Source organism: Pedobacter zeaxanthinifaciens (assembly GCF_003313335.1).
In the GTDB taxonomy this organism is placed as follows: domain Bacteria; phylum Bacteroidota; class Bacteroidia; order Sphingobacteriales; family Sphingobacteriaceae; genus Pedobacter; species Pedobacter zeaxanthinifaciens.
Genome location: NZ_QMHP01000004.1, coordinates 140,344 through 152,665, shown reverse-complemented (window position 1 = coordinate 152,665; position 12,322 = coordinate 140,344). Strand labels below are relative to the sequence as shown.

Below are 12,322 nucleotides of genomic sequence, written 5' to 3'. Positions count from 1 at the left end.
CTTATGGTTGCCATTTCACCTATCATCCAACCCGAAGAGCTACTTCGTTTAAAGCAAAGCAATGAAGGCTTCATTTTGATTGATGCAGATGGTGGTGGAAAAGAACGTTACCTCGCCAAACACCTCGATGGCGCACATTACTTGGATTTAGAGCAAGATTTATCTGCCGTGGAAAAAGACCCGGCAAATGGCGGCAGGCATCCCCTACCACCACCTAGCGTATTTGCAAAAACAATAAGTGAACTGGGTATCAACGCCGACAGTAAGGTTGTTATTTACGATGACAAGAATGGTGCTAATGCTGCTGCCAGGTTATGGTGGATGCTAAGAGCTATAGGTTATGAAAAGGTGCAAGTGCTGAACAAAGGTTTTAAAGGGGCTGAAGAAATTGGCTTTCCAACCAATGCAGAAATTCCAACTCCAATTCCAGTAGCAATAGATCCGTTTGTTAACGAATGGAAATGGCCAACTAAAGATATTTTAGCTGTAAAAGATGCCAGCCGTACAACACATCAAACCATTGTTGATGTAAGAGCCAAAGAAAGATTTGACGGTATTGTAGAGCCGCTTGACCTTATTGCTGGCCACATTCCAAACGCCATCAACATTCCCCTTACCGATAACCTTGATGGAACTGGCGGATTTAAAGATCCAAATTTGTTAAGGGAGAAATATGAAAATGCCTTTGAAAACTTCAATAGTGAAAATATCATTGTACACTGCGGCTCTGGTGTAACTGCCTGCCATACACTTTTGGCTTTTGATTATGCAGGCTTGCCGATGCCTAATTTGTATGTAGGATCTTGGAGCGAGTGGTCGAGAAGTGGCAATGAAATGGTTTTAAAGCAGTAACGACTGGCCCACCAATGAAATGCTGGCTATGTTAGTTAAACCTTATTGTAGCGAGCATCCCGATTTAAACATCTGTCTTTATGGTTTTGCGGCATACTTACCTGCGGCACAGGTTCATCGGGATAAAGCGTAAAGAAGGGCTGGTTAAGCCAAGAGTGATGCTTTTGTTTTTCAATTCATTTAAAAGTTCAGTATCTTAAACTAACCGTATGGCAGTACTACCGAACAACGATACAAATGGGCATCGGCACAATGTTTACACCGAAACCATGTGGCAGCAAAAAAGCACTTTTCATTTTTCGAAAAATATTTCACAATCAAAAAATATTTCATACCTTTGCAGGCTAAAATTTAGTTACAATTGAAGGTATAAAAGCGTTATGAGAGCGTTGAAACAATTTTCTATCCCCTTTACAGGCTTAAAATTGGGAAAGCACTCTTTCGATTTTGAAATCGATAAAAGCTTTTTTGATGAATTTGAACATTCATTAGTGAAAGATGGAACGCTTAAAGCCAAAGTTGAACTGGATAAACAGGAAACAATGTTAATTTTGACGTTCCATGTTAGCGGAACAATTAAATTAAACTGCGACAAATGTTTATCTGACTTTGACCAGCCAATTGAATTGAACGAAAGACAAATTGTGAAGTTTGCAGAAGAGGCAGAAGGTGAGGAAGAGGATTTAGAGATTATAATTTTGCCTAGAAAAGAAACTGCTATTGATGTTTCTGAATTGATTTACGAATTCATTACCGTAGCAGTACCTTTCATTAACAAATGCGAACAAGCCGGGCAAAACTGTGACGAGCAAATGCTTGCCACTTTAGACAAGCTAGCGGCAGGCAATACTAACGAAGCACAAGAAGAACAAAGTAGCGACCCACGCTGGGAAGCGTTAAAAAAATTAAAATAGTAATTAAACAACTGAGAAATGGCACATCCAAAGCGCAAAACTTCTAAACAAAGAAGAGACAAAAGAAGAACTCACTACAAAGCTGTAGCTCCTTCATTGACTACTTGCCAAACTACTGGTGCAGTACACGTACCTCACCAAGCTTATAACGTTGATGGTAACCTTTACTACAACGGTAAACTAGTTATAGAAAACACTTCGATAGGTTAATTTTCTGAAAAATTTTTGTGTTTTCCGTTGGTTTAAGGTTAACTTAGCCTAATGGAATTAAAAGCTAATAAAGGCTTTATCACAAAAGATTTTTTACTATGAAAATAGGTCTCGATATTATGGGTGGAGACTATGCTCCCAAAGCAATTGTTTTGGGAGCAATAGCAGCCCATCAATCCCTTGCTCCCAATGAACATTTAGTTCTTATTGGCGATACGGAGCAGATTAAACCGCTATTATCCGAACAAGGTTTCAACCCAGATCACTTCGAGTTTGTTCATACCGAAGAGGTGATTGGCATGGGTGAACACGCCACCAAGGCAATCCTACAAAAACCCAATTCAAGCATTTCTGTTGGCTTCCAACTTTTAAAGGAAGGCAAAATTGATTCATTCGCTAGCGCAGGAAATTCCGGAGCTATGCTGGTTGGCGCTGTTTTCAGTGTTAAACCAATAGCAGGCATTTCTAGGCCATGCTTATGTACCATTGTGCCCAAACTAAAAGGTGGCGCTGGACTTTTATTGGATGTTGGTGCTAATGCAGACTGCAAGCCCGATAACCTTTTAGAGTTTGGTGTATTAGGCAGTTTGTACGCTGAGCATATTATGCAAATTGATAGCCCAAAAGTGGCTTTAATGAATATTGGTGAAGAAGATGAAAAGGGCAACATGCTCACCTTGGCAAGCCATCGTTTGATGAAGGAAAAAGCATCTTTCAACTTTGTGGGCAATGTAGAAGGTAGAGATTTGTTCAACGATAAAGCAGATGTAATTGTTTGCGATGGTTTTACTGGAAATATCATGCTTAAGTTAGCGGAGTCTTTCTATGTGTTGACCATCAAAAAGGGATTGAAGGACGAATTTTTTGACCGTTTCAATTATGAAAATTATGGTGGCAGCCCGGTATTGGGTGTTAATGCACCAGTGTTAATTGGACACGGAATATCGAGCCCTGAAGCTGTGAAGAACATGATCTTCCAATCGAGGGATATGATAAATACTGGATTGGTAGGCAAAATACAAGCCGCATTCCGATAATTTAATACACAACAAAATGAGTAAAATTCACGCTGCTATTACCGCAGTTAATGGTTATGTTCCTGACTATGTGTTAACCAATAAGGAACTGGAAACAATCGTTGAAACTAACGACGAATGGATTACCACCAGAACCGGTATTAAAGAGCGAAGAATATTAAAAGGCGAAGGTTTAGGCACTTCGGATATGGCTGTGCCTGCCGTAAATGGCCTTTTAGAAAAAAGAGGAATTGATGCGAAAGAGATTGATTTAATTATTTTTTGCACTACTACCCCAGATTTCACTTTCCCTGCTACAGCAAACGTACTTGCCGATAAAATTGGGGCCGTAAATGCTTGGGGCTACGATCTACAAGCTGCTTGTTCGGGTTTTATTTTTGGTTTAACCACCGGAGCACAATTCATCGAATCAGGAAAACATAAAAAAGTTTTGGTTGTTGGTGGCGATAAAATGTCGTCAATTATCAACTATGAAGACCGTGCTACTTGTATCATTTTTGGTGATGGTTGTGGTTGTGCTTTGTTAGAACCAAACGAAGAAGGATTTGGCCTACAAGATTCGATTTTGAGAAGTGACGGTGCCGGCGGAAAATATTTAGGCATGAAAGCGGGTGGCTCTGTTAAACCTGCTAGCCACGAAACTATCGATGCAAAAGAGCATTTCGCTTATCAGGAAGGCCAAACGGTATTCAAATTTGCCGTAACCAATATGGCTGATGTAGCAGCTGAAATTATGGAAAGAAACCAGTTATCATCTGATGATGTGGCATGGTTAGTACCTCACCAAGCTAACAAACGTATTATTGACGCAACTGCATCAAGAATGGGTGTTGATAGTGATAAAGTAATGGTAAATATTGAACGCTACGGCAACACTACAAACGGCACTATTCCGCTTTGCTTATGGGAGTGGGAAAAACAGCTTAAAAAAGGTGATAACATTATTATCGCAGCATTTGGAGGCGGTTTTACATGGGGTTCAATTTATTTAAAGTGGGCTTATAACAGTTAGTTTTTCGTTAGTGGGCTGTTGGTTGCGTAGTATACCTGTTTAAAAGCGTGGTTCAAAAACTAAAAAACCAAACACCTAAAAAACTAAAAAACAAAATGTAACTTTGCGAACTCAAACAAGACATAACAATTATTTAACATAACAAAAAGAGAATGGATATTAAACAAATTCAGGAACTTATAAAATTTGTTTCTAGATCGGGAGTTAACGAAGTTTCTTTGGAACAAGAAAACTTCAAAATTACCATCAAAACTAACCAAAATCCAGTTTATGTAAATGCAGCAGTACCAGCGGCAGCGCCAGTTATGGCTGCTCCAGCGGCTCCAGTTGCAGCACCAACCCCTGCTACAGCACCTGCAGCAGCGGCAGCAACTCCTGCTACAGAAGACACATCTAAATACATCACGATAAAATCTCCAATGATTGGTACTTTCTATCGTTCTGCTAGTCCTGAAAAACCTTCGTTTGTTAACGTTGGTGATGAAATTGGCACTGGCAAAGTGGTTTGTATCATTGAAGCAATGAAGTTATTCAACGAAATCGAAAGTGAAGTTTCGGGCCGTATTGTTAAAATCTTGGTTGACAATGCGTCGCCAGTGGAGTACGACCAACCTTTATTTTTAGTTGAACCTATTTAATTAGCAAATTAATCAATTAGCTAATAAGCTAATTAAGGAGAAATTATGTTTAAAAAAATATTAATTGCCAACAGGGGCGAAATCGCTTTGCGTATTATCCGTACCTGTAAGGAAATGGGTATTAAAACGGTGGCCGTTTACTCTACAGCTGATAGAGAGAGCTTACATGTTCGCTTTGCTGATGAAGCGGTTTGTATTGGACCTCCACCAAGCAAAGATTCTTACCTAAGCATTCCGAATATCATTTCGGCTGCTGAATTAACCAATGCGGATGCGATCCATCCTGGCTACGGTTTCTTATCAGAAAACGCAAAATTTTCATCAGTTTGCCGTGATTACGGAATTAAATTCATTGGTGCTACACCTGAACAAATTAACGCCATGGGCGATAAATCTTCAGCGAAAGATACCATGAAACAAGCTGGTGTACCTACAATTCCAGGTTCAGATGGTTTGTTGGAAAGCTTCAGTCAAGGTATCAAATTGGCCAACGAAATGGGCTATCCGGTAATCATCAAAGCTACTGCTGGTGGCGGTGGCCGTGGTATGCGTGTAATTTGGAAAGATGAGGAATTCGAAAATGCTTGGGACAGTGCTCGTCAAGAGTCGGGTGCGGCTTTCGGTAACGATGGCCTTTATCTTGAGAAATACATCGAAGATCCTCGTCACATTGAAATCCAAATCATTGGCGACCAATATGGCAAAGCATGTCACTTATCAGAAAGAGATTGCTCTATCCAACGTCGTCACCAAAAATTAGTTGAAGAGGCTCCATCTCCTTTCATGACTGATGAGTTACGTCAGAAAATGGGTGAAGCTGCCATTAAAGGTGCTTTAGCAGTAAATTATGAAGGTGCTGGAACCATTGAATTTTTGGTAGATAAACACCGTAACTTCTACTTTATGGAAATGAATACTCGTATCCAAGTAGAGCATCCAGTTACTGAAGAGGTAATTAACTTCGACTTGATTAAAGAACAAATTAAAGTTGCTGCAGGAATCCCGATTTCTGGCAAAAACTATATGCCTGATATGCATGCGATTGAATGTCGTATCAACGCGGAAGATCCTTTCAATAATTTCCGTCCTTCGCCAGGCAAAATTACCAATTTCCACTCACCGGGCGGTCATGGTGTACGTGTAGACACTCACGTTTACGCAGGTTACCAAATCCCTCCTAACTACGATTCGATGATTGCAAAGTTGATTTGCGTGGCCCAAACCCGCGAAGAAGCCATTTGTACCATGGAACGTGCCTTAAGTGAGTTTGTGATTGAAGGTATTAAAACTACCATTCCTTTCCACTTGAAGTTAATGAAAGACCCTAACTTTAGAGCCGGTAATTTCACCACTAAGTTTATGGAAACTTTCGATTTTGCGGAATAAAAAATATCAAAATTTAGAAGATGCCTCGACAATTTGTTGGGGCATTTTTGTTTGCCCCCTCTCTGCCCTTTGGGCATCTCTCCCCGAAAGGGAGAGAAAAGCAGAATGTCTAAAAAAGTTAGTAGACTGCCGATAAAAGTGACGCCATCAAACTTTTCACTTTCAGTTTTCAACTTTCAACACTACCTTTACGCAAAATATGCAGGGATTAGTAATTAAATCGACCGGGAGCTGGTATCAAGTGTTTGCCGAAGATGGCAATACCTACTCCTGCCGAATTAAGGGCAAGTTTAGGATTAAAGGTATACAAACGACCAACCCTATTGCCGTGGGCGACAATGTTGATTTTGAACTGGAACCAAATGCCGACACAGGAGTAATCAACCATCTGCACAATCGGAAAAATTACATTATCCGTAAATCCATTAACCTCAGTAAGCAGTCGCAAATTATTGCCGCTAATTTAGATCAGGCTTTTCTCATTGTTACCTTGGCATCTCCGCGTACTTCATTAGGTTTTATAGATAGATTTTTAGTGGTTGCGGAAGCCTACGACATTCCTACTTCGCTTATTTTTAACAAATTGGATTTGTACAGCGATGAAGGCTTGGAAATACTGGCTGATTACAAGGCGATATACGAAAATATAGGCTATCCATGTTACGAAGTATCGGCATTGGAGGGCACAAATATTGAACAAATTGAGGCTTTGCTAAAGGATAAAGTGACGTTATTTTCTGGACACTCCGGTGTAGGAAAATCCAGCCTAATTAATGCCATTTTACCTGACTTTGATTTAAAAACAGGTGAAGTAAGCGAGTGGAGCGACAAAGGCCAGCATACTACTACTTTTGCAGAAATGCACCAGTTGCCCTTTGGAGGTTACTTAGTTGATACGCCTGGCATCAGAGAGTTGGGCATTGTAGACATCGAAAAAGAAGAGCTGAGCCACTTTTTTGTAGAGATGCGAGAAAGGCTTAACCAATGTAGGTTTAACAATTGCAGGCACATTAACGAACCCGGTTGCGCCATAATTAAAGCGGTAGAAGAAGGCGAAATTGAACCTACCCGTTACGATAGTTATCAGAGTATTTACTTTGGTAACGATACGAGAGCTTAAGCAGGAGTCAGGTATCAGTGGTCAGGAGTCAGTTTTCAGTAAACAGTTAAACAATTAAGCAAATCCACAATTAACCAAAAACTACAGTTTAATCTCAAATAAATTCAGCGTAATACCTTCATAATGTTTCGGCAAGCCACTATTAGGCTCAACTATTTTTTGTCCTACGTGTGTAAAACCACAGCTAGTGTAATAATGCAGTAACTTCTCATTATCAGCCCAGGTATCCATACGGATATAGTCTATCGGTGCGGCTTTAGCATACTCCCTAGCCCAGTTGATAATTACTTTCACAAAACTTTGTCCACGGAAATCCGGATGAGTTACGATACGATGGATATAAACTGCATCAACACTGTCACTATCCGCCCATATTTGAGGGTCACTGTAGGTAATAGCAAAAATTGCGGCAACTTGCCCGTCTACCAATATTTTGTACTGTCGGTATTCTTTAATTTCCTGTATTACTAAATCCTTACTAAAGCCTTTCCATTGCTGCGGCGAAACTTTTTTTTGGTGTGCAACAGCTAAATCATAAAATTTGAAAATCGTATTGATATCATTTGCTTCGCTGTTGACCACCAAGATGCTTTTTTCCATGCCGCTAAGTTAATAAAGATTTTTTGGAGCGATACTGTAGCACACTGATTTAGGGCTAGTCCTTCTTTACGCTATATTTCAAACTTCGCTGCGCTTGTTTGAAGATACCGCTACAATAAGGGCTATTTAACCTTTTGCTGTGCTATAAACCCGCAGTTGAGGTACTGCTTCTGTTAATGTTCATACCGTCTTTCCAGACTTCGTAAGTTTGTGAAATTTACGCTGTTTTATATAGATTCCTCCTAACGTCGGAATGACAAAGCTAGACTGTAATGTAAACTTTAGGGAGAAACTCCCGATTGTAGAACTGCCTTAAATATGCTATTCCAGATTTGAAATCTGGAATCCATTTCCGAGGATTTGCAATCCTATAAAAAGCTCAAACGCATATTCCCGCTTTACCCATTAACGACCCGATTTAAAATCCGTTGATAGTGCTTCGAGATTGCAAATCTCGAAGAGCAACAGTCGAATGACAAAACGCACCAGACTTTGTAAGTTTCAAAAACTTATTAAGCCTAACATTCGGTGAAATTTAAGCTGCTCGAAATAGATTCCTCCCAGCGGCGGAATGACAAAGCTAGACGGTAACGTGGACTTTAGGGTAAAACTCCCGATTGTAGAACTGCCTTAAATATGCTATTCCAGATTTGAAATCTGGAATCCATTTCCGAGGATTTGCAATCCTATAAAAAGCTCAAACTCGTATTCCCGCTTTACCCATTAACGACCGGATTTAAAATCCGTTGATAGTGCTTCGAGATTGCAAATCTCGAAGAGCAACAGTCGAATGACAAAACGTAACAGACTTCGCAAGTTTCCAAAACTTATTAAGCCTAACATTTTGTGAAATTTACGCCGCTCAAAATAGATTCCTCCTAGCGTCGGAATGACAAAACGTCCCCAGGCTTTGTAAGTTTCAAAAACTTACGAAGGCTAACATTTGATGAAATTTACGCTGCTCGAAATAGATTCCTCCTAGCGGCGGAATGACAAAATGCACCAGACTTTGTAAGTTTCAAAAACGTACGAAGGCTAACATTTGGTGAAATTTACGCTGCTCGAGTTAGATTCCTCCTAGCGTCGGAATGACAAAAACGCACTAGGCTTTGTGAATTAAACCTGATGGCAGCGAAAATCCTTTTTGTTTTATTGCACTCACCCTGAACGTTAGTGAAGGTTTTGAAATTTAAGCTGTTCTGAAATAGATACTTCCTAACGTAGGAATGGCAAAAGCTAAAAACAAAAAGATTGCAGCGTACAGCAGGACTACAGCTTCCGAAATGCAGTAGCTTTCATTTCCAAAATCGAATAAGAAATCTCTACGCAATTAAAGGAAATGCTGAACCCGGCCAAAAAATACTAAGCGCTTGCCCGACTATTTTTGTCGGAAATAAATTTGTATTGGTACGCCGGAAAAATCAAAGTTTTCACGCAGTTTATTTTCCAAGAAACGCTTGTAAGGTTCCTTAATGTACTGCGGCAAATTACAGAAGAATGCGAACATTGGTGCCACTCCATTAATTTGTGTAATGTACTTAATTTTAATGAACTTACCTTTAGTTGCCGGCGGCGGATAAGCCTCAATAATTGGCAACATTACATCATTTAGTTTTGATGTAGGTACTTTTTTAGCTCTATTTTGGTGCACTTCCAAGGCTGTTTCAATTGCCTTAAAAATACGTTGTTTGTTGAGCACGGAGATAAACAATACGGGAACATCGGTAAATGGCTGCAACTTTTGCTTAATTTGCTCTTCAAAAGCCTTCATGGTCTTGTCGTTTTTATCAATCAAATCCCATTTATTCACCAACACTACAATTCCCTTTTTATTTTTTTCGGCCAAGTGGAAGATATTAATATCCTGAGCTTCCAAACCTTCCTGGGCATCCAACATCAACATCACTACATCGGCTTCTTCTAGCGCCTTAATGGTACGCATTACCGAATAAAATTCGATGTTTTCCTTTACCTTGGTTTTTTTACGTAAACCTGCGGTATCTATAAACATAAACTCATGCCCATACTGGTTGTAGTGGATGTGTATAGAATCACGCGTAGTACCGGCAATTGGCGTTACAATGTTTCTATCTTTACCCATTAAGGCATTAATTAACGACGATTTACCTACGTTTGGCCTACCAATTACGGTAATTTTAGGCAAGGTACTTTCTTCTTCCTCTACGTCTTCAAAATTAGTAATCACGTGGTCAAGCAAATCACCTGTTCCAGAGCCTGTCATAGAGGAAATGGTATAAATTTCGCCCAAGCCAAAGCTATAAAACACCGCCGATTCTAACTCTAAATTTGTATTATCAACTTTGTTAACTACCACATAAACTGGCTTTTTACTTTTACGTAATAGGTTGGCAATTTCATCATCCAAATCGGTAATTCCGGTAGTAACGTCAACCATGAAAATAATTACGGTGGCCTCCTCAATGGCAATTACTACTTGCTCGCGAATTGCTGTTTCAAATAAATCTTCGGAGTTGGCCACGTAGCCGCCGGTATCAATTACGGTAAATTCCTTGTTGGTCCACTCGGCTTTGCCATAGTGCCTATCGCGGGTAACGCCACTAAAATCGTCAACTATGGCCTTACGGCTTTCGGTTAAGCGGTTAAAAAGGGTTGATTTGCCTACGTTCGGTCGGCCTACTATAGCAATAATATTACTCATTATGTTTACAATTTTTTGAATTACGATGTTAGATTTACGAAGATGTTTCCGTAAACCAAATCGTTAATAGTTACAAACTAGGTGTTTGAACTTGCAAAGGTACAGTTATTTTTCGAGTTATGGGTAAGGCAAGTATTTAAGCTACAAGATAAAGCGATTACAGTAGCATATTTGCGGCTAGCGTTCGTACCCGAAGCTGCGGAGGTAATTGTCTTTACTGCGCCAATTAGCGATTACTTTTACATGCGTTTCCAGGAACACCTTGCCATCAATAAATTTTTCGATGTCTTTACGTGCTTCCATGCCTATTTTTTTGATGCCAGCACCACCTTTTCCGATGATGATATTTTTTTGCGATTCGCGTTCTACAATAATTTCGGCACTGATGTGGGAAATGTTATCCTCTTCCTTAAAGGCGGTAATGATGACCTCTGTGCTGTATGGAATTTCTTTTTGATAGTTGTTAAAGATTTTTTCGCGGATAATTTCTGAAGCAAAGAAACGAAGGTTACGATCGGTCAAATCTTCTTTATCGTAATACGCTGGATGCTCGGGAATATAATCTAGCACTAACGGCAATAGCCCTTCCAAGTTATAGCCATGCAACGCAGATATCGCAAATATTTGAACTGGATTAAGCTTTTCTTGCCAATATTTGGTTTTTTCCATTACTTGCTCCTGCGTAGAATTGTCCACTTTGTTGATGAGTACTACCAGGGGTATGTTGGTGTTGGTTATTTTTTCCAGTACGTCCTCTTCATCGTGGCGCTCGTTGATATCGGTAACAAAAAGAATCAAATCAGCATCCTGCAAAGCACCGCCAACGGCAGTCATCATAGAGTCCTGCAAATTATACTTTGGTTTGATGATTCCCGGCGTATCAGAAAACACAATCTGAAAATCTTCCTCGTTTACAATACCCAATATACGGTGGCGGGTAGTTTGCGCTTTAGGGGTAATAATGGATAGCTTCTCTCCTACCAATGCATTCATCAAGGTAGATTTTCCTACGTTTGGCTTTCCAATAATACTAACGAAACCTGCTTTATGTGCCATAATATGTGGTATTGAATCTAAATAATTTGCAATAATACGGAAAATTGAGGGTTATTTACGTTTGAACCATTTTTATGGCGATAGCTCAGTTGTTTAAAACAATAAGTTTTGAAAATTAGCCGCTCTAAAAAAGGATGATTGAATAAAATTGATTTTATTTTTCAAAGTATAAACTTACTGGCTGCAGCAGTAAATTGCAGCTAAACAACTATCCAACAACGGATTAATTAGCGTTAAAATTATTAACCTATGAGCCGATATGGGAAGTATCGCAAACATTTTAGAAAATTTTGAAAAAATATTTGCGGTAAATGAAAATGAATTATATCTTTGCATTCCAATTCGGAAGCAAGCTGTGTAGGATTAGGCAGCAAAAATTGAATTGTTTATAGTGCGGGGTGGAGCAGTTGGTAGCTCGTCGGGCTCATAACCCGAAGGTCGCACGTTCGAGTCGTGTCCCCGCTACCAAGTAAATTGACGGTAGTAGATTTACGAATTTAGATTTGAAAATAATCGTAATTCTAAATCTTAAGTCCGAAATTGAAAATGGCCCGTTCGTCTAGGGGTTAGGACGCCAGATTTTCATTCTGGAAACAGGGGTTCGATTCCCCTACGGGCTACGAAAACATCAATCACTAAACAGGTTGATGTTTTTTTATGTAGATGAGCTATACTTTTTCATCTACATATTGAAATTTTGGTCCATTCGTCTAGGGGTGAGGACGCCAGATTTTCATTCTGGAAACAGGGGTTCGATTCCCCTATGGACTACCAAAAACAAAAACCAACAATTCTTAACGAGCTGTTGGTTTTTTCT

11 protein-coding genes and 3 tRNA genes are annotated in these 12,322 nt (G+C 39.6%); 11 read left to right on the top strand and 3 right to left on the bottom strand.

All coding sequences use genetic code 11. The features are described 5' to 3' along the window. The first annotated feature begins 3 nt into the window (after nucleotides 1-3). The 8 genes from DUT68_RS07740 to rsgA all read left to right on the top strand — a co-directional run bounded on the left by DUT68_RS07740 (nucleotide 4) and on the right by rsgA (nucleotide 7,169). Nucleotides 4-852 (top strand): sulfurtransferase, encoded by an 849-nt coding sequence (locus DUT68_RS07740; RefSeq protein WP_113637237.1) that lies wholly within the window; start codon nucleotides 4-6, stop codon nucleotides 850-852. Between the two features lie 380 nt (nucleotides 853-1,232). Continuing rightward, on the top strand, nucleotides 1,233-1,766 hold the full coding sequence (locus DUT68_RS07735) for a YceD family protein (protein WP_113637235.1): 534 nt from the start codon (nucleotides 1,233-1,235) through the stop codon (nucleotides 1,764-1,766). Between the two features lie 18 nt (nucleotides 1,767-1,784). Further along, nucleotides 1,785-1,976, top strand: a complete 192-nt coding sequence (rpmF, locus tag DUT68_RS07730; protein WP_113637233.1) for a 50S ribosomal protein L32 — start codon at nucleotides 1,785-1,787, stop codon at nucleotides 1,974-1,976. Between the two features lie 98 nt (nucleotides 1,977-2,074). After that, nucleotides 2,075-3,013 (top strand): phosphate acyltransferase PlsX, encoded by a 939-nt coding sequence (gene plsX, locus DUT68_RS07725; protein ID WP_113637232.1) that lies wholly within the window; start codon nucleotides 2,075-2,077, stop codon nucleotides 3,011-3,013. Between the two features lie 16 nt (nucleotides 3,014-3,029). Continuing rightward, on the top strand, nucleotides 3,030-4,025 hold the full coding sequence (locus DUT68_RS07720; RefSeq protein ID WP_113637230.1) for a beta-ketoacyl-ACP synthase III: 996 nt from the start codon (nucleotides 3,030-3,032) through the stop codon (nucleotides 4,023-4,025). 152 nt (nucleotides 4,026-4,177) lie between these two features. Continuing rightward, nucleotides 4,178-4,663: an acetyl-CoA carboxylase biotin carboxyl carrier protein gene (gene accB, locus DUT68_RS07715; protein ID WP_113637229.1), complete on the top strand. Its 486-nt coding sequence runs from the start codon at nucleotides 4,178-4,180 to the stop codon at nucleotides 4,661-4,663. A gap of 45 nt (nucleotides 4,664-4,708) precedes the next feature. After that, the gene (accC, locus tag DUT68_RS07710) at nucleotides 4,709-6,049 is read left to right on the top strand and encodes an acetyl-CoA carboxylase biotin carboxylase subunit (protein WP_113637227.1); all 1,341 of its coding nucleotides are present in this window, start codon (nucleotides 4,709-4,711) and stop codon (nucleotides 6,047-6,049) included. 199 nt (nucleotides 6,050-6,248) lie between these two features. Next, nucleotides 6,249-7,169, top strand: coding sequence for a ribosome small subunit-dependent GTPase A (gene rsgA, locus DUT68_RS07705; RefSeq protein WP_113637226.1), 921 nt, complete (start codon nucleotides 6,249-6,251; stop codon nucleotides 7,167-7,169). Nucleotides 7,170-7,250: 81 nt separating this feature from the next. On the opposite strand, the gene DUT68_RS07700 is transcribed toward rsgA, so the two are convergent. The 3 genes from DUT68_RS07700 to era form a co-directional block, all read right to left on the bottom strand. Next, the gene (locus DUT68_RS07700) at nucleotides 7,251-7,769 is read right to left on the bottom strand and encodes a GNAT family N-acetyltransferase (RefSeq protein ID WP_198659551.1); all 519 of its coding nucleotides are present in this window, start codon (nucleotides 7,767-7,769) and stop codon (nucleotides 7,251-7,253) included. Nucleotides 7,770-9,147: 1,378 nt separating this feature from the next. Next, nucleotides 9,148-10,449, bottom strand: coding sequence for a ribosome biogenesis GTPase Der (gene der, locus DUT68_RS07695; protein ID WP_113637224.1), 1,302 nt, complete (start codon nucleotides 10,447-10,449; stop codon nucleotides 9,148-9,150). 177 nt (nucleotides 10,450-10,626) lie between these two features. Further along, the gene (gene era / locus DUT68_RS07690; protein ID WP_113637223.1) at nucleotides 10,627-11,505 is read right to left on the bottom strand and encodes a GTPase Era; all 879 of its coding nucleotides are present in this window, start codon (nucleotides 11,503-11,505) and stop codon (nucleotides 10,627-10,629) included. Nucleotides 11,506-11,897: 392 nt separating this feature from the next. On the opposite strand from era, the gene DUT68_RS07685 reads away from it, so the two are divergent. From DUT68_RS07685 to DUT68_RS07675, 3 genes are all read left to right on the top strand, one after another. Beyond that, nucleotides 11,898-11,973, top strand: a tRNA-Met gene (locus tag DUT68_RS07685). An 80-nt stretch (nucleotides 11,974-12,053) separates the two neighbouring features. After that, nucleotides 12,054-12,125: transfer RNA gene (locus DUT68_RS07680), tRNA-Glu, on the top strand. A gap of 79 nt (nucleotides 12,126-12,204) precedes the next feature. Next, nucleotides 12,205-12,279: transfer RNA gene (locus tag DUT68_RS07675), tRNA-Glu, on the top strand. The last annotated feature ends 43 nt before the right edge of the window (nucleotides 12,280-12,322 follow it).